The 26475-nt window shown below is 70.5% G+C and carries 19 protein-coding genes and 1 pseudogene; 6 read left to right on the plus strand and 14 right to left on the minus strand.

Translation table 11 applies throughout. The features are described from left to right. Positions 1 to 4: 4 nt before the first annotated feature. The 8 genes from narH to AB5G72_RS01130 form a co-directional block, all read right to left on the minus strand. Entirely contained in the window at positions 5 to 1660 is a 1656-nt protein-coding gene (narH, locus tag AB5G72_RS01095; protein ID WP_067715004.1) for a nitrate reductase subunit beta, read from the minus strand. After that, positions 1660 to 5433 (minus strand): nitrate reductase subunit alpha, encoded by a 3774-nt coding sequence (locus tag AB5G72_RS01100; protein WP_440220737.1) that lies wholly within the window; start codon positions 5431 to 5433, stop codon positions 1660 to 1662. Before AB5G72_RS01100 ends, narH begins: the two co-directional genes overlap by 1 nt. Continuing rightward, the gene (locus AB5G72_RS01105) at positions 5430 to 6338 is read right to left on the minus strand and encodes an MFS transporter (protein ID WP_440221533.1); all 909 of its coding nucleotides are present in this window, start codon (positions 6336 to 6338) and stop codon (positions 5430 to 5432) included. The genes AB5G72_RS01100 and AB5G72_RS01105 overlap by 4 nt, the downstream gene beginning before the upstream one ends. Before the next feature lie 6 nt (positions 6339 to 6344). Further along, positions 6345 to 6710 (minus strand): MFS transporter, encoded by a 366-nt coding sequence (locus tag AB5G72_RS01110; protein WP_440220738.1) that lies wholly within the window; start codon positions 6708 to 6710, stop codon positions 6345 to 6347. Positions 6711 to 6940: 230 nt separating this feature from the next. After that, a complete protein-coding gene (locus AB5G72_RS01115) occupies positions 6941 to 8218 on the minus strand; it encodes a globin domain-containing protein (protein WP_440220739.1) in 1278 nt (425 codons plus the stop codon). Between the two features lie 87 nt (positions 8219 to 8305). Next, a complete protein-coding gene (locus AB5G72_RS01120) occupies positions 8306 to 8770 on the minus strand; it encodes an RrF2 family transcriptional regulator (protein ID WP_120285249.1) in 465 nt (154 codons plus the stop codon). Positions 8771 to 8893: 123 nt separating this feature from the next. Continuing rightward, positions 8894 to 10672, minus strand: a complete 1779-nt coding sequence (locus AB5G72_RS01125) for an NTP transferase domain-containing protein (RefSeq protein ID WP_440220740.1) — start codon at positions 10670 to 10672, stop codon at positions 8894 to 8896. Further along, positions 10669 to 11256: a TetR/AcrR family transcriptional regulator gene (locus AB5G72_RS01130; RefSeq protein ID WP_253002960.1), complete on the minus strand. Its 588-nt coding sequence runs from the start codon at positions 11254 to 11256 to the stop codon at positions 10669 to 10671. The genes AB5G72_RS01125 and AB5G72_RS01130 overlap by 4 nt, the downstream gene beginning before the upstream one ends. An 80-nt stretch (positions 11257 to 11336) precedes the next feature. Here AB5G72_RS01130 and AB5G72_RS01135 point away from each other — a divergent pair, with 80 nt between their 5' ends. Further along, a complete protein-coding gene (locus AB5G72_RS01135; RefSeq protein ID WP_244294177.1) occupies positions 11337 to 12959 on the plus strand; it encodes an MFS transporter in 1623 nt (540 codons plus the stop codon). Here AB5G72_RS01135 and AB5G72_RS01140 read toward each other — a convergent pair. The 5 genes and pseudogenes from AB5G72_RS01140 to cysK form a co-directional block, all read right to left on the minus strand. Next, positions 12937 to 13256: pseudogene (locus tag AB5G72_RS01140) on the minus strand (rhodanese-like domain-containing protein). The gene AB5G72_RS01135 and the pseudogene AB5G72_RS01140 overlap by 23 nt on opposite strands. A 49-nt stretch (positions 13257 to 13305) precedes the next feature. Further along, complete coding sequence (fdhD, locus tag AB5G72_RS01145; RefSeq protein ID WP_154829495.1) at positions 13306 to 14127, minus strand: formate dehydrogenase accessory sulfurtransferase FdhD; 822 nt, start codon at positions 14125 to 14127, stop codon at positions 13306 to 13308. Then, positions 14075 to 15397, minus strand: a complete 1323-nt coding sequence (locus AB5G72_RS01150) for a glycosyltransferase 87 family protein (protein WP_154829493.1) — start codon at positions 15395 to 15397, stop codon at positions 14075 to 14077. Before AB5G72_RS01150 ends, fdhD begins: the two co-directional genes overlap by 53 nt. Before the next feature lie 92 nt (positions 15398 to 15489). Then, on the minus strand, positions 15490 to 16098 hold the full coding sequence (gene epsC, locus AB5G72_RS01155) for a serine O-acetyltransferase EpsC (RefSeq protein ID WP_253002963.1): 609 nt from the start codon (positions 16096 to 16098) through the stop codon (positions 15490 to 15492). Then, positions 16098 to 17033 (minus strand): cysteine synthase A, encoded by a 936-nt coding sequence (gene cysK / locus AB5G72_RS01160; protein ID WP_440220741.1) that lies wholly within the window; start codon positions 17031 to 17033, stop codon positions 16098 to 16100. The genes epsC and cysK overlap by 1 nt, the downstream gene beginning before the upstream one ends. Positions 17034 to 17206: 173 nt before the next feature. On the opposite strand from cysK, the gene AB5G72_RS01165 reads away from it, so the two are divergent. Continuing rightward, complete coding sequence (locus tag AB5G72_RS01165; RefSeq protein ID WP_440220742.1) at positions 17207 to 19015, plus strand: AMP-dependent synthetase/ligase; 1809 nt, start codon at positions 17207 to 17209, stop codon at positions 19013 to 19015. Positions 19016 to 19076: 61 nt separating this feature from the next. Here AB5G72_RS01165 and AB5G72_RS01170 read toward each other — a convergent pair whose 3' ends face one another. Next, positions 19077 to 20867 (minus strand): AMP-dependent synthetase/ligase, encoded by a 1791-nt coding sequence (locus tag AB5G72_RS01170; protein WP_154829487.1) that lies wholly within the window; start codon positions 20865 to 20867, stop codon positions 19077 to 19079. 150 nt (positions 20868 to 21017) lie between these two features. Between AB5G72_RS01170 and AB5G72_RS01175 the strand changes: the two genes are divergently transcribed. The 4 genes from AB5G72_RS01175 (at position 21018) to AB5G72_RS01190 (ending at position 26452) form a co-directional block, all read left to right on the plus strand. Next, positions 21018 to 22229, plus strand: coding sequence for a GAF domain-containing protein (locus AB5G72_RS01175; RefSeq protein WP_082923828.1), 1212 nt, complete (start codon positions 21018 to 21020; stop codon positions 22227 to 22229). Positions 22230 to 22456: 227 nt separating this feature from the next. Continuing rightward, the gene (gene mdo / locus AB5G72_RS01180; RefSeq protein WP_067714967.1) at positions 22457 to 23728 is read left to right on the plus strand and encodes an NDMA-dependent methanol dehydrogenase; all 1272 of its coding nucleotides are present in this window, start codon (positions 22457 to 22459) and stop codon (positions 23726 to 23728) included. A 121-nt stretch (positions 23729 to 23849) separates the two neighbouring features. Next, a complete protein-coding gene (locus AB5G72_RS01185; RefSeq protein WP_067714965.1) occupies positions 23850 to 24923 on the plus strand; it encodes a MadB family AAA-type ATPase in 1074 nt (357 codons plus the stop codon). Then, positions 24920 to 26452 (plus strand): VWA domain-containing protein, encoded by a 1533-nt coding sequence (locus AB5G72_RS01190; RefSeq protein ID WP_440220743.1) that lies wholly within the window; start codon positions 24920 to 24922, stop codon positions 26450 to 26452. Before AB5G72_RS01185 ends, AB5G72_RS01190 begins: the two co-directional genes overlap by 4 nt. Positions 26453 to 26475: the final 23 nt, after the last annotated feature.

Here is a 26475-nt window from a genome sequence, read left to right on the forward strand (position 1 = left end):
CGCGTCAGTCCTTGCTTCCGGGGAACAGGCCGCCCGTGCCGAGACCGTCCCAGTTGAGGAGGTTGACCCTTCTGGACTTGTCGCCCGGGGAGGCGATGGTGTCCGAGGTCTGCCTCTGCTTGAGGGCGTGGAAGCTCTCGACGGCGATCGGCAGGGCCTGGTCGCCCGAGCCCTCACCGAACGGCCCGGACTCGCCCATCATCCCGGGCCCGCCCTCGTAGTCGAGGCTGCACTCGGTGGCCAGTTCCTCCAGCGAGTGGGCCTGTTCCTGGTGGGCGGTGGGGATCACGTAGCGCTCGTCGTAGTGGGCCAGGGCCAGGAGTCGGTACATGTCGTAGACGTCCTCCTCGGTCATCCCGACGGCGTCGCAGATCTCCGCACGGGGTTCGCGGCCGAGGTTGATGTCACGCATGTAGGTGCGCATCGCGGCCAGTCGGTTGAGCACCACCTGGATGGCGTCCACGTCACCCGCGGTGAACAGCTCCGCGAGGTACTCCATGGGAATGCGCATGGTGTCGATGGCGCCGAAGAGGGTGTCGGCGTCCTCGCCGTCACCACCGTCCGCGGCGACCCGGTCGACGATGGGCGACAGCGGCGGGACGTACCAGACCATCGGCATGGTGCGGTACTCCGGATGCAGCGGCAGGGCCACCTCGAACCGGGAGATGAGCTGCCAGATCGGCGACCGCTGGGCGCCCTCGATCCAGTCGTCCGGGATGCCGGCCTCGCGGGCCGCGGCGACCACCTCGGGATCGTTCGGGTCGAGGAAGCACGAGCGCTGCGCGGCGAGCAGTTTGTGCTCGTCCGGCTCGGAGGCCGCCTCGAGCACCCTGTCGGCGTCGTAGAGGATGAGTCCGATGTACCGCAGGCGTCCCACGCACGTCTCCGAGCACACGGTGGGGATGCCCACCTCGACGCGGGGGAAGCAGAACGTACATTTCTCGGCCTTGCCCGTGCGGTGGTTGAAGTACACCTTCTTGTACGGGCATCCGGTCACGCACTGGCGCCAGCCGCGGCAGCGGTCCTGGTCCACCAGGACGATGCCGTCCTCGACCCGCTTGTACATCGCGCCCGACGGGCAGGAGGACACGCACGACGGGTTGAGGCAGTGCTCGCAGATGCGCGGCAGGTAGAACATGAAGGTCTCGGAGAACTCCGCCTTGATCTCCTCGCTCACCTTGGCCAGGATCGGGTCGTCCTTCAGGTGGGTGGGGGAACCGCCCAGGTCGTCGTCCCAGTTGGCGGACCACGAGATCTTCATCGGCTTGCCGCTGATGAGCGAGTAGGGCCGGGCTACCGGCGTGTGCTCCTGCAGGGGCGAGGACACGAGCGTGTCGTAGTCGTACGTCCACGGCTCGTAGTAGTCGTCGATCGACGGCATCGTGGGGCTGGAGAAGATCTGGAGCAGCTTCTTCATCCGCCCGCCGGCCTTGAGCCTGAGCTGGCCGTTCTTGCCGAGTTCCCAGCCGCCCTTCCACCGCTCCTGGTCCTCGTACGTCCGGGGATACCCCTGCCCGGGTCGGGTCTCGACGTTGTTCCACCACATGTACTCGGTGCCGGACCGGTTGGTCCACGCCTGCTTGCAGGTCACCGAGCAGGTGTGGCAGCCGATGCACTTGTCCAGGTTCATCACCATGGACATCTGGGCCATGACGCGCATCAGTACTGCACCTCCTGGGAGCGACGGCGGATGACCGTCACCTCGTCACGTTGGTTTCCGGTGGGGCCGATGTAGTTGAACGCGTAACTGAAGTGCGCGTACCCGCCGATGAGATGGCTCGGTTTGATGAGGATGCGGGTTGCCGAGTTGTGGATACCGCCGCGCTTGCCCGACGCCTCCGCGATCGGCACGTCGACCACGCGGTCCTGCGCGTGGTGCATGTAGACCGTTCCGGCCGGCATGCGGTGGGAGACGATGGCGCGGGCGACGACGACGCCGTTGCGGTTGACCGCCTCGATCCAGTCGTTGTCCACGACGCCGATGAGCTCGGCGTCCTCCTTGCTGATCCAGATGGTCGGCCCGCCGCGGGACAGGCTGAGCATGAGGAGGTTGTCCTGGTACTCCGAGTGGATCGACCACTTGTTGTGCGGGGTGAGGTAGCGGACGGTCAGCGCCGCGCCGCCGGACCCGTCATCCGAGCCGAGGACGGGCTCGCCGTAGAGCTGGTGCATGTTGAGCGGCGGCCGGTACACCGGCAGTTGCTCGCCCATCTCGGCCATCCAGTCGTGGTCCATGAAGAACTGCATCCGCCCGGTGAGCGTGTGCCACGGCTTGAGCCGCTCGACGTTGATGACGAACGCGCTGTACCGCCGGCCGCCGTGCTCGGACCCCGACCACTCGGGGGACGTGATGACCGGCTGGGGCCGGGACTGGGTGTCCGCGAAGGTGATGCGCTTGCCCTCCTCGCCCCGCGACAGGTCCGCCAGCTCGCGGCCGGTCCGGGCCTCGAGCTGCTCGAACCCCTGCGTCGCCAGCCGTCCGTTGGTCGTCCCGGACAGGGTGAGGATCGCCTCGCACATCCGGATGTCGGTGTCGAGCCGCGGTCGACCCTTCCCGACGCCCTTGCGGGTCTCGCCGTTGGCCTTGAGCAGGACCCCGATCTCCTTGTCGGGTTTGAGCATGAGTCCCTTGACGGGCATGCCGACCTTCTCCGCGAGCGGGCCGAGCGACCCGAACTTCTCCCCGAGTAGGCGGTAGTCGCGCTCGACCGCGGTGATCTTGGGGAAGTTCTTCCCCGGGACGGGCTCACACGAGCCGTCCTTCCAGTCCGAGACCGTGCCGCCCGGGTTGGCGAGCGCGTCCGGGGTGTCGTGCCCCAGGGGCGTCGCCACCACATCGGTCCGGATGTCGGGGTGACCGTGGCTGAGCTCGGAGACCTTCTCGGCGAGGAGGCGGAACGTCTCGAAGTCCGTCTTGGTCTCCCACGGCGGGTTGATGGCGGCGTTGAACGAGTGCACGAAGGGGTGCATGTCCGTCGACGACAGGTCGTGCTTCTCGTACCAGGTGGCCGCGGGGAACACCAGGTCGGAGAACAGGGTCGTGGACGTCATCCGGAAGTCGAGGGTGGTGAGCAGGTCCAGCTTGCCGTCCTCGGCGTCCTCCCGCCACACCATGTCCCGCCCGCGGTGGCCCTCGGGGGCCTGGTCGGCGCGCAGTGACGAGTCGGTGCCCAGCAGGTGCTGGAGGAAGTACTCGTCACCCTTGGCCGACGACCCGAGCAGGTTGGAGCGCCACACGGTGAGCACCTTGGGCGCGTTGCCGGGGCCGTCCGGGTCCTCGGCGGCGAACCGCAGTGACCCGTCCTTGATCCGGCCCACCACGTGATCGGCCGCCGGCACCCCGGCGTCGGCGGCCTCCGCGCCCAGGTCCAGCGGGTTGGCGTCGAAGGTCGGGTAGGACGGCATCCAGCCCAGCCGGGCCGACATCGCGACGAGGTCCGGGGTGCTCATGCCGGCGAAGCGGTTTTCGCCGGTGGCGGCGGTCAGGACGTCGGCCCCGTAGGAGTCGTACTTCCACTGTCCGGTGTGCAGGTAGAAGAAGGCGGTGGCGATCATCTGCCGGGGCGGGCGCGACCAGTCCAGGCCCATTCCCACTTGCTGGAACCCGGTCAGCGGCCGGACCTTCTCCTGCCCGACGTAGTGGGCCCAGCCGCCACCGTTGACACCCTGCGTCCCGGTGAGGATGGTCAGCGCCAGGAAGGCCCGGTAGATGACGTCGGAGTGGAACCAGTGATTGGTGCCGGCGCCCATGAGGATCATGGACCGGCCGCCGGACTCGAGGGCGTTGCGGGCGAACTCGCGACCGATCCGTTCGGCCTGGGCGGCCGGCACGCCGGTGTGCTGCTCCTGCCATGCCGGGGTGTAGGGCTCGAGGTCGTCGTAACCGCTCGGCCAGCTGCCCGGCAGGCCCTGGCGGGCCACGCCGAACTGCGCCATCATCAGGTCCAGGACGGTGGTGACGCGCAGGTCCTCGCCGTCGTCACCCCTCACCGTCCGGTAGGGCACCCCGCGGGTGATGGTCCCGGCGTCGCCACGCACGGTGTCGAAGCGCGGCAGGACGATCTCGGCGGTGCCCTCCAGGGTGTCGAGCAGGCTCAACGCGGGGTCGATGTCACCCAGGTCGAGGTTCCAGTTCCCGGCGCCCTGCTCGCCGAACCGGTCGCCCAGGGTGCCGTTCGGCACCACCGGGCGCCCGGTCACGGCGTCCATGAGGACGGTCTTGTTCGCGGCGTTCTCACCCGGGGCCGCTTCGAGCACGCCGTCGGCGAGCATGTCCGCCGTGACGAACTTGTGCGGGACCACCGACCCGTCCCCGCGCGTGCGGAGGGTGATGAGGAACGGCAGATCCGTGTACTTCTTGGCGTACGACTCGAACTCCGGCGTGGACCGGCGGGCGTAGAACTCGGTGAGGACGACGTGCACCATCGCCATGGCGAGGGCGCCGTCGGTGCCGGGGTGCGGGTGCAGCCACTCGTCGGCGAACTTGGTGTTGTCCGCGTAGTCGGGGGAGACCACCACCACCTTCTGGCCCCGGTAGCGGGCCTCGGTCATGAAGTGGGCGTCCGGGGTGCGCGTGACGGGGACGTTGGAGCCCCACATGATGAGGTAGGACGAGTTGAACCAGTCCGCGGACTCTGGGACGTCGGTCTGGTCGCCGAACACCTGGGGCGAGGCCACGGGCAGGTCCGCGTACCAGTCGTAGAACGACAGCATGGAGCCGCCGAACAACTCGATGAAGCGGGAGCCGGCGCCGAACGAGGCCATGGACATCGCCGGGATGGGCGAGAACCCGGCGACCCGGTCCGGGCCGGAGGTCTTGGCCGTGTAGACGTGGGCGGCGGCGGCGATCTCCATCGCGTCCTCCCACCGGCAGCGCACCAGTCCGCCGTGGCCGCGGGCCCGCTTGTAGTAGGCGGTCTTCTCATGGTCCTCGACGATCGAGGCCCACGCGTCCACCGGGTCGGAGTGCTCCGCGCGGGCCGCGCGCCACAGCTCCATCAACCGGCCACGGATGTAGGGGTAGCGCACGCGGGTGGGGGAGTAGGTGTACCAGGAGAAGGCGGCGCCGCGCGGGCAGCCGCGGGGCTCGTAACCGGGCATGTCGTCGCCGATGTCCGGGTAGTCGGTCTGCTGCGACTCCCAGGTGATGATCCCCTCCTTGACGTACACCTTCCACGAGCACGAGCCCGTGCAGTTGACGCCGTGCGTGGAGCGGACGACCTTGTCGTGACTCCAGCGGTCGCGGTAGAACACGTCCGACTCCCGCCCGCCGGAGTGCGTGACGGTCCGCAGGTCGTCGGAGGCCTCCCCCCGGCGGAAGAACCGGCCGGCCCGCAGCAGGGCATCGGAGGCGGGGCCGTCCATCCGACCGGACCCGGTGCCGCGGCCCTCCGGCGTCGGCGAGGCGGGGCGGGGGGAGTCGATGCTGGTCATGCCGGGGTCCTTTCCGTGGCGGCGGGCTCACTGCGACGGGTACGGAGGAACCACAGCCAGGTGAGGGCGGCGGTGGCGATCGAGAGGACGAAGAGCAGGAGCAGCCCGACGCGGTAGTTGCCGTGGGCGGTCCAGAAGTAGCCGAGCAGCAGCGGGGGGACGAAGCCGCCGAGGCCTCCGACGGCACCGACGATGCCGGTGACCGACCCGACCGCGGTGGGCTCGACCAGTTCGGCCACCAGGGCGAACACGGCGCCGGAGGCGGTGCCCAGCGACGCGGCCATGAACAGGAAGACCGCCGTCCCGACGGGGTAGAAGGTGCCGGCATCCGCGCTGACGAGCGGCATGCGCTCCGTCGCGGCGGCGGCCATCAACCCGGTGACGGTGTAGCTCACGATGAGCACCCAGGCGCCGGGGAACCTGTCGGCCAGCGCGCCGCCGAGGGGTCGGGAGGCCACCGCGATCACCACGAACACGGCGGTCCGCAGGGCCGCGTCCTCCGTCTCCAACTCGTAGAAGTTGTGCAGGTACGTGGGCAGATAGACGGAGAACGCCACGAACCCGCCGAAGCCCATCGCGTAGAGCCAGGCCAGTTTGAGGGTGACGGGACGGGCGAGGGTCCTGGCCGCCTTGACCACCCAGTTTCCCTGGGCGGGCGTCCAGGTCGGCGAGTTCTTCAGGAGCATCCGGGCGACGACCGCGTACACGGCCAGCAGGATCGCGACCAGGACGAACGGCGCCTGGTCGCCGAACGCCTCGCGGAGCCGCAGGGTCGTGAACGCGGCGATGGCCGTGCCGCCCATTCCGGCGCCGAAGATGCCGATCGCCGTGCCGCGCCGGTTCGGCGGGAACCAGGAGTTGACGGTGGGGACGCCGACGGCGAACGAGGTGCCGCCGATGCCCAGGAAGAATCAGCCGATGAGCAGGACGGTCAGGCTGTTGTCGACGAACCCGACGAACAGGGTGGGGAGGATCGTCAGCGCGGCGATCAGCGGGAACATCGTGCGGCCGCCGAGGCGGTCGGTGAGCGCGCCGACGGGGATCCGGCCGAGTGACCCGACCACGACCGGCAACGCCACGACGAGCGATTGTTGGAACGACGTCAGTCCCAACTGGTCCTTGTATGTCGCGCCCAGCGGTCCCATCAGGGCCCACGCCCAGAAGGTGAGAAGGAATCCCGAGAAGCACAGGGCCAGTGCGAGGTTCGCTTTCCCCGGGTCGGGGACGACAGGGGGCCCCGCATCGCGGGTCGCGGAATCTGGTGCTGAGGACACCATGGGTCCTTTCGCGTCGGCTCTCGCTGCGTCGGATCTGTGTTTTGTCTCGCTGCGCCGGGCCAGTTCGAGGGGGAACCGCCCGGGCCCCCAGTGTCTGCCAGATCGCGGCGAGCGTCCGCGAGTTCGTCCACACGCCCACGAGTTGTTATAGGTCAAATACACTCCGCGACGCGCCTTTCGGGGCTGCGCGTGGGCCCGGACGGAGGCCATCCGGGCCCACGCCGGCGGGACTACACCAGCCAGTCGTTCGGGGCGAACAGCTCCGCGTGGAGCCGCTCGGCGGGCACGCCGGCCTCGAGGAACTGCGGGCGCAGTGACTGGAGGAAGCCGGTCGACCCGCAGAGGAAGACGTGCGCCCCCTCGGGGAGTTCGACGGTCGCCAGGTCCATGAATCCCCGGTGGACCGCGCCCGGGCCGGCGACGGTGTCCGCCCCCTGCTCGTACCAGGTGTGGACCTCGGCGTCGGCGAGCAGCGAGGACTCGCCCGCGACCTCCTCGGCGAGGACGTGGTCGGCCGGCGAGCGGTCGGCGTGCAGGACGAGCACGCGACGGGTGTCCTCCGTCGCCGACAGGTGGGCGACCATCCCGAGCATCGGGGTGATGCCGATCCCGGCCGAGCAGAGGACCACGGGCGCGGCGTCCTGGTCCCGGCCGATCCCGGCGGCGTCCAGGACGAGGTCGCCGAACGGGAGGGTGACCTGGATCGTGGTGCCGACCTCGGCGTGGGCGTGCAGCCAGCCCGAGACCTCGCCGGCGGGGCAGCCGAGCCCGCCCCGGACCTCGGCGTCGACCCGGCGGACGCCGATGCGCCACGTGCCGTCGCCCGGTGCCGTCGACAGGGAGTACTGACGCAGCTGGCGCGCGCCGTCGGGCAGGACCACGCCGACGGAGGTGTACTGGCCCGGACGGAAGTCGGGCAGCGGCTCGCCGTCCGGACCACCGAGGGTGATCACGGTGACCGAGTCCGTCACGTCCTCCCGGGAGATCACGGTGGCGGTGCGGAAGACGTCCCCCGGTTCCACCTGCGCCTCGACGTAGAGGGCCTTCTCGAAGTCCACCAGGACGGCGGCCATGATCCAGTAGACCTCGTCCCACGCCGCCGCGACCTCCGGGGTGATCGCCTCGCCCAGGACCTCCACGATCGCGCCGAAGAGGTAGTCGTGGACCACCTGGTATTGGTCGGGGGTGATGCCGAGGCTCGCGTGCTTGTGCCCGATCCGGGAGAGCATGTCGACCGGGCTGCGGCCGTCCACCAGCAGGGAGGCGAACGTCGCGATCGACGCCGCGAGCGCGCGCTGCTGGGCGCCCAGCTTCTGGTTGCCGCGGTTGAAGGTGTCGCGGAGGAGTTCGGGATTGTCGGCGAACATCGTCCGGTAGAAGACGGGCGTGATCTCGTCGATGTGGGCGCCGATGACCGGCAGGGTCGCGCGGACGACGGCGGCGTGCTCCTCGGACAGCTCGCGGGGGTGCGCGAGGATCGACTCCAGGGTGGTGAGCGACGTGGTCATGGGGATCTCCTTCTCGGGGCGTGACGGGGTGGCCCGGGCACCGTGGGGGCCGGACTGTGGGGTGGGGGTGTTGCGGGGTGGGGGTGGTCAGGACCCCGGGCCGGGGTCCGGCCGTGGGGCGGTGGCGAGGCTGAGTGACACCTGGCGGGTGGGTGCCCGGACGATGCCCTCGACGGTGAGGGGGTCGAGGGCGGCGAAGAACGCCTCGCGGGCGTCGACGAGGGCTCGTCGCAGACCGCAGTTGCCCGCGAGCGGGCAGGGCGTCGGACCCTCACACTGGACGACCTCGCCGGGGCCCTCCAGTTCGCGCAGCAATGACCCGACCGACTCGTGTCGGCCCGCCTCGGTGATGACGAGCCCCCCGCCCCGGCCGCGCCGGGACTCGGCGAGGCCGAGGTCGACGAGCCGGGAGACGATCTTGGCCACGTGGGAGGTCGAGGCGTTCACCGACTCCGCGATCGCCGCGGCGGTCATGCGGTCGCCGCGCTCATCGGCGACGGCGAGGCGCATGAGAGCGCGGAGCGCGAGATCGGAGGACCGGGACAGCTGCACAACGCCGAGCGTGCCATATTGCGAGCTGGCCGGGCGCATTTGATGCCGGTGATCTCAAATACCTTCTGAACTGGTCATTTGGGGCCGCCCTCCGACCTGCGGGAACGCCCCGCCGCGGGCCGGTCAGATCCAGTCGATGATCTCCACGAGGTCGTCGGCCCCGGCGTCGGCGTCGGGGCCCCCGCCCTCGGGCACCACGGCCAGGGCGGGCGCGCCCGCCAGATCCGCCAGGTGCGCGGTGCGCACGCGGTCGGCAAGGTGCCAGCCGCCGGCGCCGTCCGGTCGGGCGGGCAGGATCCGCGAGCGGCCCGGGGTGGCCAGGTCGTCCAGCCCGGGGACGCGCCCCGACGCGGGCGTGCGCTGGCGTCCGGTGAGGGCGTCGACCAGCGCCCGGCCCGTGGTCGCCGCCGCGGACACCGCCGCCAGCGGATTACCCGGTAGTCCCAGCAGGACTCGACCGTCGGCGAGGACGGCCACGAGTTGCGACCCTCCCGGGCGGACACGGACCCCGTCGAGGACGATCCGCGCGCCCGCGCGCGCCAGGGCCGGGCGCAGCAGATCGGCCACGCCGCGGCCGGTGGCGCCCACCAGCACCACGACGTCGCCGGCCGCCGCGTCCGCGGACCCGGGGCCGCCGCCGAGCAGCGCGTCGACCGCGTCCGGGGTGTCCGCGCAGTGCCCGGGCGGGCCGACGCCGGCGAACCCCGCCCGCGCCAGGACCCCGCCGAGCAGCGGGCCCACAGTGTCGCGGATCCGGCCCGGCGGAAGCGGCGCGGGCGTGTCGGCGGGCAGGACCTCGTCACCGGTCGTGACCACCGCCGCGCGTACCGGCCCCCGGACCCGTGCGGCCGTCACCCCCGCGGACAGGGCCGCGGAGGCCAGCGCCGCGTCGAGCACCGCCCCCGCCGGGGCCAGTTCGTGACCGACCGGCCAGTCCTCGCCGACGGGGCGGAGGTCGTTCACCCCGTCGCCCCCCGGCAGTGCGGTGACCACCGGGGGGCCGGTGCGGGCCGGGGTCACCGTCACCAGTTCGTGCCGCAGCACGCGATCGCAGCCGGCGGGGGCCAGGGCGCCGGTCGCGATGGGCGCCGCCGTGCCGGGGGTCAGCGTCGCCGACGAGCCGTCCCCGGCGCGGCGGGCGGCGCCGGTCAGTCGCCACGGGCCGGGCCCGGCCAGCGCGTAACCGTCCATCGCCGACACCGGCCCCCGCGGCATCGGGTCCGCGGCGACCAGCGGTGAGGCGAGTACCGCGCCGACGGCTGCCAGGGGCGGGCGCACGTCCGCCGGCAGCGGGGTGAGCCCGGCGCGCAGGACCGCCCCCACCTGTGGGAGCGCGACCGGTCCGTGTCCGGCCAGGTCGGCCCACGTGTCCACGTCGCGTGCGGGGTCGCCGACGGGGACGCGGACGACCTCCTCGTCGTCGTACAGGGCCCGTACCGGTCGCCCGCCCACGCCGCCGTCGGCCTCCAGGGCGGCCAGGCGCGCGGCGAGGGCGCGGCGGTCCCACGCGGCGAGGAGGTACTGGTCGTGCCCGGCGACGTCGACGGCGAGTGCCGCGCCGGGGGCGTGGGTGGTGGCGGCGGGCCGGAGCGCGGCGAGGAGGGCGCGGAGGGTGGCGGCGTCGAGGTCCGGCAGGTCACAGGCGACGACGACGACGAGGTCGACCGACGGCGGGAGCGCCCGCAGTCCCGCGGCGATCCCGGCGACGGGTCCCGAGTGGGGCGGATCCTCGCGGGTGTCGCCCCCGGGGCCCACGGTGCGGACGGGGCCCGCCACCGCCCGGGCGGCGCCGAGCACCGCCTCGACCATCGGCCGACCCGCCACCGCCAGTCGCGCCTTGTCGACCCCGCCGAGGCGACTCGCGCGACCCCCGGTGAGGACGACCGCGCCGACGGTGGTCACGTCTCACCGGCCGTCCGGCCGCGGAGGAAGTCGTCGACCAGGCGTTCCACGTCCCGCGGTGTGAAGGGTCGCAGGCCGATCATGCGGGCGAGGACGACGGGACCGGCCAACTGGGCCACGGCGAGGTCGCGGTCGCCTGGGACGAGGGTGCCGTCGGTCTCGGCGGCGGACAGGACCTCGTGCAGAGGGGCGGCATAGGAGTCCACCACGCTCCGGCGGAGCCTGCCCACCTCGTCGTCATCGGAGGCGGACCGGCCCATCGCCAGCCAGCCGATCATCGACTGCTGCATCGGCGCGTTCTGGATGAGCGTGGTGATCGACGTGCAGAGGTGGACGAGGCGGTCGCGCACCGGGAGGTCGGCCGACGGCGACTCCGGGGTGGGCAGCAGCCGCTGGAACGCCGCCGCGATGAGGGAATCGGTCGAGGGGAAATTCCGGTACAACGTGGTCCGGGCGACTCCCGATGCCCGCGTGACCGCCTCCACGGTCACCGCGGCCGCCCCGCCTGAGAGCAGGAGCGACGACGCCGCGTCGAGCAACTTGCCGCGGGATCGGGCGCGGCGGGGGTCGGTGGTGGAGGTCATGTATCCCATTGTGGCCCGCCACACGGGCGGTCGTGCGTTACGGTGTCGGACAGGAAGCGATACCGCCGGTATCGTTTTCCGTGACGACCCCGGGAGGGCCCGTGCTCGAACTGTCCCCAGGACGGCGCCGCTGGCTGCTGTTCATCAACATCGTCGCGGTGTCCCTGGTGGTGGCCACCATGTCCGCGCTCTACACCTCGCTGCCCGACATCGCCGTGGCGATCGGGGCCACCCAGGCCGAGCTCACCTGGATCGTGGACTCGTACACGCTCGCGCTGGCCGCTCTCGTCCTCACCGCCGGGGCTCTCGGCGACCGCTTCGGACGCCGCGCGACTCTCATCGTCGGGTTGGCGCTGTTCACCGTGTCCTCGGTACTGCCGCTGTGGCTCGACTCTCCGCTGTGGCTCATCCTCCTGCGGGCGATCGCGGGGATCGGGGCCGCGTTCGTCATGCCGTCCACCCTGTCGCTGCTCACCGCCAGCTTCCCGCCGGAGCGGCGCGGTACGGCCGTGGGGACCTGGGCCGGGTTCGCGGGGGTCGGCGGCATCGTGGGCCTTCTCGGATCCGGACTGATGCTGCAGGTGTGGTCCTGGAAATCGATCTTCATCGTGAACTCCGCGGTGGGCGTCCTGGTGCTGATCGCCGCGTTCACGATCGCCGAGTCCGTCGCCTCGAGGCACGGCAGACCGGACGTCGCCGGGTCGGTGCTCTCCGCCCTCGCCGTGGGAGGCGTGGTGTTCGGGCTCATCGAGGGGACGCACGCCGGTTTCGCCCAACCCCTCGTGGTCATCGCGCTCGTCACCTCCGCGCTCAGCATCGTCGGCTTCGTCCTCGTCGAGCTGCGCGCCCCCGACCCGCTGCTCGACGTCCGCTACTTCCGGCGCCGCGGGTTCTCCGCCGGGTCGATCTCCGTCGCGATGCAGTTCCTCACGATCTTCGGGTTCTTCCTGCTCATCGTGCAGTACCTCCAGCTGGTCAAGGGGTACGACGCGCTCGGTGCCGCGATGGCATTGGCGCCGATGGTGGTGCCCGTGTTGGTCCTGTCACTACTCGCGCCGAAGCTCACCCGTGCCGTCGGGCTGCGGGTCATGTCTGTCGTGGGCGTCGGTGCGATCGCGGTCGGTATGGTCCTGCTCTCGCGGCTCGGCGTCGACTCCGGGTACTGGGACGTCCTGTGGCCCCTGTTCATCGCCGCCTCCGGACTGGGACTGTCGACCGCGCCCGCGACCTCGGCGATCGTGTCGGACATCCCCATCGACGAGCAGGGGGTCGCGGCCGCCGTCAACGACGCCATGCGCGAGATCGGGGCCGCCATCGGCATCGCGATCGGCGGCAGTATCCTCGCCGGCCGGTACGCCGCCGACATCACCGGGCTGCTGCCGTCGGTGCCCGAGGCCGGCCGTGCCGCGGTGGAGGGTTCCTTCGCCGGTGCCGTCGAGTTCGGGGCGGCGGCCGGACCGGCTGCCCGGCCGGTGGTGGACGCGGCCGCGGAGGTCTTCACCGCCGGCCTCTCCGATGCCCTGCTCGCGCTCGGCCTCGTCGCGGCCGGTGCCGCGCTGCTCCTGCTGTTCATCGCGCCGGGCCGCGGGTATGTCGCGGCCGGGGACGCCGACCCCGAACCCGGCGCCGTCCCGGCCCCGGACGCGGGCCCGGGTTACACCGTGACCGGATCGCAGGGGGTCACGACGCGTCCGGACCGGTGACCACGGGTCGTCTGCTCGCGGCCCAGGCCCTGGTCCCTCCGTCGACGCTGACGGCCGGAATGCCCCGGGCCTCCAGCGCCCGGCAGGCGGCCCTGCTGCGATTGCCGGACGCGCAGATCACGAAGACGGTGGTCCCCTTGGGCGCGACATCCGGGGCGGAAGCGACGTCGCCCAGGGGATCAGGCGCGCGCCGGGGACGTGGCCCGCGATGTACTCGTGGGGCTCGCGGACATCGATGAGCGGGGCGCCCTCCTGGTGGTGGGAGGCGAAGGTGTCTATGTCAGTCGTGGAAGCCATGCCTGAAAAATACCCTGGCGGGTATTTAGTTCGCCAGGGTTGGGGTGAGTCAGTCGCGGATGCGTTCGGGGTGGGTGTAGATGGTGGCGCGGTCGACCCGGCTGAAGGCGGCCAGGGTCACGCCGGTTTCCGCGGCGAGGTCCACCGCCAGCGATGACGGCGCGCTCACCGCGGACAGGAGCGGGATCCCCGCCATCGACGCCTTCTGCACGAGCTCGAACGAGGCCCGGCCGGAGACCTGCAGGATGGCCCCGCGCAGCGGCAATCGCCCCTCGCGCAACGCCCAGCCGACCACCTTGTCCACCGCGTTGTGTCGCCCCACGTCCTCACGCAGGCACAGCAGTTCTCCGGTGGCAGTGAACAACCCCGCCGCGTGGACGCCCCCCGTCTTGTCGAAGACCCGCTGGTGCTCGCGGAGTCGGTCGGGCAGGGACAGCAGGACCGCGGGATCGATGAGCGGCTCCGCCGGCTCGGCCGGGAAGTGGGTCGAGCGCCGGACCTCGTCGATCGAGTCCACGCCGCACACGCCGCAGGCGCTGCTCATGGTGGACGCCCGCGCGGAGCGGGGCTCCGGGATGTCCGGTGACAGGGTCACGGTGAGGGTGTTGTAGTCCTGTTCGGTCCGTCCGCTGACGGTGGTGCAGTAGCAGATCTCGGGCAGGTGCTCGCGGTTCCAGACGGCGCCCTCGGAGACCAGGTGGCCCGCCGCCAGGTCCATGTCGTCGCCCGGCGTCCGCATGGTCACGACGAACGGCTGGCCGCCGACCCTGATCTCGAGTGGTTCCTCGACGGCGAGCGTCGCCACCTCTCGCCTGACGTCACCCGCGGCGACGATCCTGCGCGCCGGGTGACGAGTCGTCCGCCGTCCCATAGTCGCGCAGCCTAGCGCCGTCCGGGCCGGCGCGTAGGAGCAGGAGGGCGGCGAGCCCCACCGCGGCCAACCAGGTCAGCGGGTAGGCGTTGGTGATCACGGTGTAGATGACCGGCGGGATGTCGCCGCCGAGCATGAACAGGCCCATCGCCACCCAGCGGTCGTCCGGGAAGTTCGGGTCGGGGAAGCTCTGCACCCAGTTGGCGGTGGCCGCCCAGAGCAGCGCCGGCAGCAGCCAGAGATACCAGCGCCGGGCGGCGATCGCGTAGTGCACGGTCAGCACGAGTAGCGGGACGAACCACACCCAGTGGTGGCCCCAGGAGAACGGCGAGACCATGGTCATCGTCAGTCCGGCCAACGTCAGGGCGAGGAGCTGGTGTCCGGCGCGATGGGCCAGCGCGGCGACGCCCAGGCCGACGGCCGCCACCACAGCGGCCCCGAGCAGCCACGCCCAGGTGGGCGCCATCTCCGTGCCGGCGAGACGGGCCATGGCACCCCGCAGGGACTGGTTGGCCAACATGGCGTCGTGCCCGATCCGCTGGGACTCGAACAGGGTCCCCGACCAGTAGCCCGCGGCGTCGCGGGGGATCAGCACGAAGCCGAGGGCGACGGTGCCGCCGAACGCCGCCCCGGAGACGACGGCCATCCGCCAGCGTCCGGTGAGGACCCAGTGCGCCCAGAAGAACGCCGGGGTGAGTTTGATGCCCGCGGCCAGGCCCGAACCGATCCCCGCCCACCGGCGGCCCGACCTCCAGGCGAGGTGGTCGGCCAGGACCAGGACCAGGAGGAGGATGTTGATCTGGCCCAACCACACGGTGGTCCGCACCGGCTCGGTGGACAGGGCGATGAGCGCGAGACACAGCGAGACCTGGGCGGTGACGCGGTCCGGGCGGTAGTCCAGCGCGCGCAGACACATCCGGACCGCGAGGTAGAGCAGGACGAGGGTCAGCGCGAGCCACGCCGCCTCCATGAGCCGCGGGGTCACCAGGTCAAGAGGGGTGAACAGCAGGGCGGAGAACGGCGGGTAGGTGAACGGCATCTCCGGGTAGAAGCGCCCGGAGTCGTCACCCGTGAGCAGTCCGTCGTACAACGGGATCGAGTTCAGGACGGCGCTGCCGCCCCAGCGGTAGACGTTGACGTCGAGGAAGTTCCCGGTGATGCCCCACCACGGGGTCCGCTCGTCGGGCGCCCGCAGGACCATGACGACCGAGGCGAGGGCCAGCAGCGCCAGCGGGGCGCGCAGCCAGTAGGTGGTGGGAAGCGTCCGCACAGCCGGAGAGCCTAGTCCGTCGACGAGAAGACCGTTCCGCACGCCGTCACTCGGACGATGCGGGGGGAACGGTCTTCTCGATGGGATCTGGCTCAGATGTAGATGGCCGGGTCGATGTAGAACTGCGCGTCGCGCAGTTCCTCCTTGGTGGACCTCGCCGGCCGTGCCTCGCCCGGGATGCCCACGACGATCGAGTCGGCGGGGGCGCTCTTGACGACGACGGCATTGGCGCCGACCGAGGAGTCGTTGCCGATCTCGACGGGACCCAGGATCTTCGCGCCGGCGCCCACGGTCACGCGGTCGCCGAGCGTGGGATGACGCTTGGTCTGCTTGAGAGAGACCCCGCCCAGGGTGACGCTGTGGTAGAGCATGCAGTCGTCGCCGATCTCAGCTGTCTCACCGATGACGACGCCCATCCCGTGGTCGATGAAGAATCGTCGGCCGATGGTGGCGCCGGGATGGATCTCGATCCCCGTGAGGAACCGTGAGAACTGGGACAGGACGCGCCCGGCGGTCCGACCGAACCCGCCCGCGTTCCACAGGCGGTGGGACAGACGGTGGATCCAGATCGCGTGCAGGCCGGAGTAGACGACGGCGTTCTCGACGTCGCCCCGGGCGGCGGGGTCATGGGCGCGCGCCGCGGCGAGGTCCTCGCGCAGCGTGCGCCAGAACCCCACCGGGCGATCGGTCGTCGGCGTCATCAGTCGCGGTAGTCCTCGAACAGCATCGTGGAGACGTAGCGCTCACCGTAGTCGCACACGATGACGACGATGGTCTTGCCGGCGTTCTCGGGGCGCTTGGCGATTTCGAGGGCGGCCCACACGTTGGCGCCGGAGGAGATGCCCGCGAGGATGCCCTCCTCCTTGCCGAGCCGCTTGGCGATCTCCAGCGAGTCCTCGAGGGTCACGTCGATGACCTCGTCGTAGATCTCGCGGTCGAGGATCTCGGGCACGAAGTTGGCGCCCAGGCCCTGGATCTTGTGCGGTCCGGCCTTGCCCTCGGTCAGCAGCGGCGAGTCCTTGGGCTCGACGGCGACGATGTGCAGGTCCGACTTCTGCGAGCGCAGGTAGTTGCCCGCGCCGGAGATGGTGCCGCCGGTGCCGATGCCGGCCACGAACACGTCGATGTCGCCGTCCGTGTCCTCCCAGATCTCGGGGCCGGTGGTGCGGCGGTGGACGTCCGCGTTGGCGGGATTGGCGAACTGGCGCGCCAGGACGGCGTTCTCACGCGTCGCGGCGATCTCCTCGGCCTTGGCCACCGCACCCTTCATGCCCTCGGAGCCCGGCGTGAGGATGAGCTCGGCACCGTAGGCGCGCATCACGGCGCGGCGCTCGACCGACATGGTGTCGGGCATGACGATGACGGCCTTGAAACCGCGGGCCGCCGCGACCATGGACAGCGCGATACCGGTGTTGCCGGACGTGCCCTCGACGATCGTGCCACCGGGCTTGAGGCCGCCCGACGCCACCGCGTCGTCGATGATCGCCGCGCCGATGCGGTCCTTCACGCTCGCGGCCGGGTTGGCGGACTCGAGCTTGGCCAGGACGGTGGCCTGCAGTCCCTCGGTCAGGGAGTTGAGACGGACCAGCGGGGTCTTGCCGATGGTCTCAGAGATGTCGGAGTAGATCTGCGCCATGGTGTGTTCCGTTCTGAAGAATGAACAGGTCTGTCTATTCGCGAGTGTACGCGATAGGTCGAGATGGCACGAGGGTGTGGCCAGGGAATGGTCCCCTGATTGCCACGAGCGCCCGTCGGGCCGATAATCGACTGCGCTCCATTTTCATCGTCGCCCGAAAGGCCGCCTCCGGCATGCGCGAGATCACCGTCCCCGCCCAGCGAAACTTCATACGTTCCGACCTGATCCCGGTGGTGGCGCGAGGGCGCGCCGCCACGGCGCCGCGGGCGGTCCCGTTCGACCATCACGTCGACGGCCGGTGGCGATCCGTCTCCAACGCCGAACTCGTCGAGCGCGTGGACAGGATCGCGGCCGGACTCATCGCGGCCGGCGTCGAGCCCGGGGACAGGGTGGCGCTCATGGCCGGAACCCGCCTCGAATGGGTGCTGGTCGATCTCGCCGTCTGGACCGCCGGAGCCATCACCGTGCCGATCTACCCGTCATCCTCGGCGGGGCAACTCGAATGGATTCTCGCCGATTCCGCGGCGAAGGTTCTCGTGGCCGAGAACGATGAACACGTCGTCGTCGTCGGAGACACGACCGTCCCCGACACCTGCACCCGGATCCTCTACCTCGACGACGGCGGGCTCGAGGCCCTCGAGGCCGACGGCGAGTCCGTCGAGGCCGAGACCCTGGACGCCGCGGTGGCCACTCTCGAGCTCGACACCCCCGCCTCGATCATCTACACCTCCGGCACCACCGGACGGCCCAAAGGTTGCGTGATCACCCACCGCAACCTCCTGTCGGAGTGTCACGCGCTGCTCGACCACCCCATCGGGTCGATGGCGCAGCAGGGCAAGAAGGTCCTGATGTTCCTGCCACTGGCCCACGTGCTCGCCCGCGCCGTGACCTACACGGTCTACCTCGGTGACGCGACCGTCGGCTTCTGGGACGACACCTCCACCATCCTCCCGCGCTTCGCCGATTTCCGGCCGCACATGATTCTCGGGGTCCCCCGCGTCTTCGAGAAGGTGCGCGACGGGATCGCCACGAAGGCCGCCGCCAAGGGCGCGGTTCAGAGGCGGATCTTCGAGCGCGCCGAAGCGGTCGCCATCGAGGACAGCCGTCTGCGCGGCAACGACGGACTGGACGACGCGCGCCGGCCCTCGCTCCTGCACGCCGCCCGGTACAAGGCTCTCGACCTGCTCGTGTACAGGGCCATCCGCGCGGCGCTCGGCGGTCGCTGTGAGTACGCCATTTCCGGCGGAGGCGCCCTGCCTGACCGCATCTCGCACTTCTTCCGCGGAGCCGGCGTGCCCGTCTACGAGGGCTACGGGCTCACCGAGAGCACCGCCGCCGCGACCGTGAACGGCCCCGGTTGCCAGCGCATCGGCACCGTCGGGCGACCCGTGGCCGGGACGAGCGTCCGGATCGCCGACAGTGGTGAGGTGGAACTGGCCGGCGAGCTGATCTTCGACCGCTACTGGAACAACGAGGAGGCGACCGCCGAGGCCGTCCGCGACGGCTGGTTCGCCACCGGTGACCTCGGCTCGCTCGACGCGGACGGCTACCTGACGATCACCGGTCGCGCCAAGGAGATCATCGTCACCGCTGGCGGTAAGAACGTCTCGCCGGGGCAGATCGAGGACGCGATCCGGGCGCATCGACTCGTCGGCCACGCGGTCCTCATCGGTGAGGCCCGTAAGTTCGTCTCCGCGCTGATCACGGTGGACGAGGTCGAGCTCGAGAACTGGGCGGCGGAGAACGATCGCAGCGGCCGGCCGGTCGAGGACCTGGTCACCGACCCCGCGCTGCGCGCCGAGATCCAGGCCGCCGTTGACGATGCCAATCGGCAGGTCTCGCACGCCGAGGGCGTCAAGAAGTTCGTCGTACTGCCCCGCGACTTCACTGAGGACTCGGGCGAGTTGACGGCGACCCTCAAGGTCAAGCGGCACGTGGTCGCGGAGCACTACGCCGGGCAGATCGAGGGCATGTACGCCTGATCGGGCGGATGTGGGAGCGCCCGGACCCCGTCCGGGCCCGGGCGCTCTCGCGATCGGTGGATCAGGCGTCGGTGTACAGCGACTCGATCTCGCTGCCGAAGCGGTCGTGCACGATGTTGCGCTTGAGCTTGAGCGTCGGGGTGAGCTCGCCGCTCTCCACCGTGAACTCGGCTGCGAGGATCTTGAATTTGCGGATGGACTCCGCGCGGGAGACCGACTTGTTGGCCCGGTCCACGGCGTCCTGGATCGCGCCCACCAGGTCGCCGTCCCGGAGCAGGTCCTCCACCTCGCCGGTCTTGCCGTGCTTGTCGCGCCACGCCGGGAAAGTCTCCTGGTCGATGGTGACCAGCGCGGCGATGTAGTTGCGGTTGTCGCCCACGACGACGGCCTGGCTGATCAGGGGGTCGGACGAGAGCAGGTCCTCGATCTGCGAAGGCGAGACGTTCTTGCCGCCGGCAGTGACGATAAGGTCCTTCTTGCGGCCCGTGATGGACAGGTAGCCGTCGGAGTCCAGCTCGCCGATGTCACCGGTGTGGTACCACTCGCCGGTCCAGGAGTCCTCGTTGGCCTGCGGATTCTGCCAGTAGCCCTTGAACAGGGTCTTGGCCTTCGCCAGGACCTCGCCGTCATCGGCGATCTGGATGGTCACACCCGGGATCGGGCGACCGACGGTGCCGATCTTGGCCCGGTTGGTCGGGTTGACGGTGAGCACGCCCGAGGACTCGGTCAGGCCGTAGCCCTCGAGGAGGTCGAAGCCCGCACCCCGGTAGAAGTGGCCCAGGCGGGCGCCCAGGGGGCCGCCACCGGAGATGATGCGGTTGCACTCGCCGCCGAGGGCGTCGTGCAGCTTGGAGTAGACGAGCTTGGAGAAGAGCTTCTGCTTGAGCGCCAGGCCGGCGGACGGCTTGCCCCCGCCCTCGATGGCCTTGGAGTAGTCGATGGCGGTCTGCACGGCGGCCTTGAAGATCTTTGCCTTGGCGCCACCGGCGGCCTCGGCCTTGCCCGCGGCGGAGTTGTACACCTTCTCCAGCACGCGCGGCACCGACACGAGGAACGTCGGGTGGATCTCCGCCAGCCGCTCGACGACCTTGGTCGTGTCGGGCTCGTGGGCCACGGCGACGCGCTTGTAGAAGCACGCCACCTCCAGGATGCGGGCCAGGACGTGGGCCAGCGGCAGGAAGATCAGGGTGCGGCTGTTGGGTACGAACGCGTCCTGGAGCTGCTCCTCCACGGCCACCACGACGCCGCCGAACCCGCCGTGCAGGATCTCGCAGCCCTTGGGGTTGCCGGTCGTGCCGGAGGTGTAGATGATCGCGCAGGGGTCCTCGTGACCCATCGCCAGCGAGGCCTGCTCGAGTTCCTCGTCGGAGACGGCCGCGCCGGCCTCGGTGAGCTGGGCGACGAGATCGTTCTCGATGACGAGGATGTCGCCCTGCCACTCGGTCTCCGCGGTGAGCACCTCGCGCAGGTCGAGGTCCTCGACCACTGCGACGGTCGCCCCGGAGTCCGTCAGGATCCAGTTGCACTGCGCCGACGACGAGGTCTCGTAGATCGGCACCGTCACCGCGCCCACGGACCAGGCCGCCCAGGCGATCAGCGACCACTCGTAGCGGGTGTGGCTCATGATCGCGAGGCGATCGCCCGGCTTGACGCCACGGGCGATGAAGCCCTTGGCCACGCCCTTGACCTCCTCCAGGTACTGGGCGCAGGTGACCTCTTTCCAGTCGCTACCGACGCGGCGCAGCACTGCGACGTCGTTCGGGGCCTCCTCCGCGTTCTTGAACACCAGTCTGGCCAGGTTCGGAACGGGAAAGGGCTTCGAGGCGGGAGGGGTGGCGAACTCGGTCGTCATCGCGATCCTTAGGTCATGTGTGGCCTGTATCACTGTCAAGTGTAGAGGGTTGCTCGCCATCCGTGTTCAGCACGGTCTATTTAGATCCGTTCATGAGGGGCGCGTCAGGTTCGTGATCCTCGTTACTGTGATATGGGTTACACTAGCGTCATGTTCGGGGGTACGGGACCCGCGGCGAGCCTGCTGGTGGCCGAGTCGTGGGAGCGCAGCAGGCACCGGGGGATCGACCCCACGGTGGTCGCGCCGTCGGTCGAACTGGAGGGTCCGGACCTCTCCCGCCACGTGGCGCAGCACCGGATGGCGTCGGTCCTCCCGGTGGTCGAGTCCGTCCTCGTCCCGGGGGTGGTCTCCAGCGGGCACATCGTCGCTGTCGCGGACGAGCGGGGACGACTGCTGCGGGTGATCGGTGACCGCGGGGTCAGGTCCCGCGCGGAGTCCATGGCGTTCATCCCCGGCGCGGTCTGGACGGACGAGGCGGTCGGGGCCAACGCGCCGGGGCTCGCGCTGAGGCACGACACCGAGGTGCGGGTCCGCGGATCCGAGCACTATCTTGAGATGGCCCACGAATGGAGTTGTGCGGCGGCACCGGTCCACGACCCCGCCACGGGTGAACTGATCGGGCTCATCGACGTCACCGGCCCGAGCAGCGCCACCTCGGACCAGATGCTCGCGCTGATACGGGCGACGGTGATGCTCGCCGAGGGCGAGCTGCGCACGGCCGCCGGCCTCGTCGTCCCCCGGCGAGGCGGGGTCGACCACCCCCTCGGAGGGCGTGTGAGGCTGCGGGTGCTCGGTGCGGGGGCCGGCGTCCTCGACGGGGACGGCCCGGGAGGCGCGGGGCGTGCCCTGACCGGCAGGCATGCCGAGATCTGTGTCCTGCTCGACGCGAATCCGGAGGGGTTGACGGGAGGGGCGCTCGCGGAACTGCTCGCCGACGACAGACTCGACGAGGTCAGCGTCCGCGCCGAGGTCTCCCGCCTCCGGCGGGTGTTCGGGCCGGATGTGGTGGCCTCGAGGCCCTACCGCCTGGCCCCGGGCGCTCTGGTCACCGACGTCCGAGAGGTCACGGACGCACTCGATTCCGGGGACGTGATGAAGGCGGTGGCCTCCTATCCGGGACCTATCCTGCCGGCCTCGGACGCTCCCGGGGTGGCCGACCTGCGGCTCGAGCTCCACTCGATGGTGCGGGCCGCGGTCCTGTCCGCTGATCGGCTCCCCGTCCTCAGGGCCTGGGTCGCCGGCGCCGGGCGGGAGGACCTCGCCGCGTGGCGGAGCCTGGCCCGGTCCCGGTACGCGGACGCCTCCACCGTCGCGGCGGCCGAGGCGCGGTGTCGCGTCCTCGATCAGCGCTTCGGGGCGTGAGGGGCGCGGGGATCGCGACGGCGACGGTGGCCTGAATGTCGGGGACGAATCGGCCCGGGCCCGTCCGTTCGGGTAGGTGCGGCGGTGCCATCCGGGTTGTCCGTGTGTGCCGGGTGGACAGAACACCGCAGTAGCTGTTCCGGACAGGGCGGCCGCCGGGCAAGAGTGATCGGTGTCACATTCACCGCCCCGCCGAAGGTGGGGGTCGCTCGAGCAGGAGGCGCACGATGGCGATCGAACTGAATCAGATCTGGGACATGCCGATCAAGGAGTTCCACCCTCTCCCCAAGGCTCTGCTGGGTGTCGGAGCACACGACATCCTCGGCGTGGAGGCCAAGAAGCTGGGGATGACCCGGGTTCTCATCATGACCACCGGACTACGCGGGTCGGGGATCATCGAGGAGCTCAAGGGCAAGATCGAGTATCAGGGGCTCGACGTCGTGGTCTTCGACAAGGTCGAGTCCAACCCGAAGGACTACAACGTCATGGACGCCGCGGCCCTCTACAACTCGGAGAAGTGCGACGGCATCATCTCGGTGGGCGGTGGCTCCAGCCACGACGCCGCCAAGGGCGCGCGCGTGGTGATCGCCCACGACGGCCGCGACATCAACGAGTTCCAGGGCTTCTCCAAGTCCACCAACTTCGAGAACCCGCCGCACATCGCGGTGTCCACCACTGCGGGGACCGGTGCGGAGACCTCGTGGGCCTACGTGATCACCGACACCTCGGACATGGACCACCCGCACAAGTGGGTCGCGTTCGACGACGCCAGCCTGGTCTCGCTGGCGATGGACGACCCGCTCCTCTACTACTCCTGCCCCCAGCACTTCACCGCCTACTGCGGCTTCGACGTCCTCGCGCACTGTTCGGAGCCGTACGTCTCGCGGCTCGACTTCGCCCCGTCGCTGGGCAATGCGTTGTACGCGACCAAACTCGTGGCGGACAACCTCACGACGGCCGTGTACGACCCCCGCAACCTCGAGGCGCGGACCGGGATGATGAACGCGCAGTACATCGCGACGCAGGCGTTCAACTCGGGCGGCCTGGGCATGATCCACTCGATGTCCCACGCGATCAGCGCCTACTACGACACGCACCACGGTCTGAACAACGCGATCGCCCTGCCCCGGGTGTGGGAGTACAACCTGCCGTCCCGCTACCAGCGCTACGCCGAACTCGCGCCGCAGATGGGCGTGGACACCCGCAACATGACGACCGTCCAGGCCGCCGACGCCGCGGTGGAGGCCGCCATCCGGTTGTCCAAGGACGTCGGTATCCCCGACAACTTCAGTCAGATCACGCCCGGGCTGTACGAGAAGAACCAGATGGACACGGGCAAGTACAAGGGCAAGGGCGACAGGATCGATACCTCGGCGGAGAACATCCGCAGGATCGCCGAACACATGATGGGGGACGCGTGCACCCCGGGTAACCCGCGTGAGTCCACGGTCGAGTCACTGATCCCGATGGTCGAACACGCGATGACCGGTTCGTACTGACCGTCTCGCACCGGCAGGTCGCACTAACCCCACCAGGTCCTCCCCGGGGGCGGGCGAGCGGATCCGTCCCGCGCGCCCCCCGGGGGGACACCACCATCCAGAACACGGGAAGGGCCCGACCATGGACGTCATCGACGATCGCCCCGACGAGGTGGGTCCCGCGGACGCGGTGATCGACGTGGAGGTCCTGCAGGAGGCGCTCCGCGGGACGGGCTACATCATCGACCGGGAACTCGCGACGGTCGTGCACCTGGCGACGGTCCTCGACAGGCCGCTGCTGCTGGAGGGGCCGGCCGGTGTGGGCAAGACCGAGCTGGCCAAGTCGCTCGCCTCCGCGTTCGGTCGGCGGCTAGTCCGGCTGCAGTGCTACGAGGGACTCGACGACGCCCGGGCACTGTACGAGTGGGACTACGCCAAGCAGTTGCTCCACGTCCAGATGCTCCGGGATCGGATCACGGTGGAACTGCAGGTGCACGAGGATCTCGCCGCCGCCTCTGCCGCGCTGGCGGAGATGGAGGTGGGGATCCACGGTGAGGACTTCCTGGTCACTCGGCCGCTGCTCGAGGCGATCATGTCCGAGGACCCGGTGGTCCTGCTCATCGACGAGATCGACCGGACGGAGGAGTCGCTCGAGGCGATGCTGCTCGAGGTGCTCGCGGAGAAACAGGTGACGATCCCGGAGCTCGGCACCTACCGCGCACGCACCACCCCCTGGGTGATCCTCACCTCGAACGACACCCGGGAGCTGTCGAGTGCGCTCAAGCGCCGGTGCCTGCACTTCCACGTGGACTTCCCGGACGCCGCACGGGAGACGGAGATCGTCCGATCCCGCGCACCGGAGGTTCCGGAGACCGTGGCGGCCGATGTGGTGGAGAAGGCGCGGCGACTGCGCGAGATGCCGCTGCGCAAGCCTCCGTCGATCTCCGAGGTGGTGGACGCGGCCCGCGCCGCGTCGGTGTGGGGAGGAGACGGTCCGGAGCTCGGCTGGGTCCTGTCCGCCGCCCTTCTGAAGTACCGGTCCGACGACGATGTCGCCCGCGGCGTGCTCGGCGGTGGGGGCGCCCCCGGAGAGGAGCCGGCAGGGAACGGGCGGGACATGAGGGCGGCCGCCGATGCGACCGGGGCGTCGACCTCCGCCGCGTTCGGGGCCGGTCGGGCCCGCAGCGGGGCCGGGCGCGGGACCGGACGGCGATGACGACCGGGACGGCGTCCCGCCTCTCGCCCTCGGATGTCCTTGACATCGCCTCCGTGGCGTTCGGCCGACTCCTCAGGGAGCGCGAGGTGGCGGTCTCCCCGGCCGAGGTGGTGGAGCTGCGGACAGTCCTCGCGATGGTCGGGACGTCCCGGCCCGAGGCCCTGCGGGCGGCGCTCCGTGCGGTGACGGTCAAGTACCAGCGGGAGAACCGGGGATTCGACGCGGTGTTCGACCGCTTCTTCCTGGGCGTGCTGACCACCCGTACCGAGGACGCCGGAGGGGCCCACGGCGGCGCCCCGCAGGTGGGCGGACTGCCCGACGAACTGGAGCTGGACACGGACGAGTCCTCGCCCTCCACCCCGTCGGACCTGGACCCGGCCGAGATCGGGGATCTGGTCGAGGGAGACGAGACGAGCCGGCGGAACGAGGACATGCACTACGACGACTCAGACTTCTCGACCGCGACCGGGGAGGAGGAGTTCGCGGTCCAGGAGGGGGCGGAGCGGTGGCAGTCCTCGGTCACCTACGAGATCGAGGTGGACCGCGCGTCATCGGACCATGTCGGCGAGATGGGGTCCTCCGCGATCTCGGTGTCCGGTGAGGAGTCGTTGGAATGGGCGGACGCGCTCGACGTCCTGCGGACCCTCGACGGCTACGACGCCCGTCAAGTGTATGCGGCGCACGGTGACGACGGCGGGGATCTGAGAGGCGAGCAGGCGGGGATGTTCGTCGACGCGGTGGTCGCGTTCCTGAAGAGCCTCCCGGAGGACGCCACCGACGGACGTGTCGACGACGACGAGGTCCGCGGTGGCCGGGAGGTGACCGACAGCGCCGACCTCGAACGCGCGTCTCACGAGGTGATGCGCCGCATCCGTGGCGCCCCCCGCCGACGATCGCGACCGTTCGCCCGCGGACTGCTCGATTCTCGCTCCACGTTGCGTCGGGCGTGGGGGACGGACGGCGAGGCGTTCACCATCATGAACCGGACCCGCGTCCCCGGTCCGCTCAAGCTGCTGATCCTGGTCGACGTGTCGCTCTCGGTCCGGCCCGTCACCGGCTTCGTCCTGCGGCTGGCCCAGAGCCTGCACCAGAAGGTCAACCGGTGTTCGGTCGTCGCCTTTGTCGACCGACCCGTCGACGTGACGGACCACCTCCTGTCGTCGTCCGGCGAGAACGCGCTGGCGACCGTCCTGTCCGCACCCGGACTGGATCTCGAGGCGAGCAGCGACTACGGCCGGATGTTCGCCGAGCTGCTCGACCGCCACGGCGACCTGATCGACGCCCGGACCTCGGTCCTCATCGTGGGTGACGGGCGGAGCAACGGGCTCGATCCGCGGGAGGACCTGGTGGGCCGCATCAGCAGGCGGGCCCACCGGATGGCGTGGATCACCCCGGAGGCCCGGAGGTACTGGAACCGGCCCACGTGCGGACTGAGCGCGTATGCGCGATACCTGGACGGGGTGGTGACCGCGCGTGACCCCGCGGAACTGTCCGAACGGGCAGGTCTGCTGGGAAGCTCGCTCGCCTGAGATGCCCCGGGCCTATCGTGAGG

The organism is Dietzia sp. MNB45, from assembly GCF_051994785.1.
GTDB classification, from domain to species: Bacteria; Actinomycetota; Actinomycetes; order Mycobacteriales; family Mycobacteriaceae; genus Dietzia; species Dietzia kunjamensis.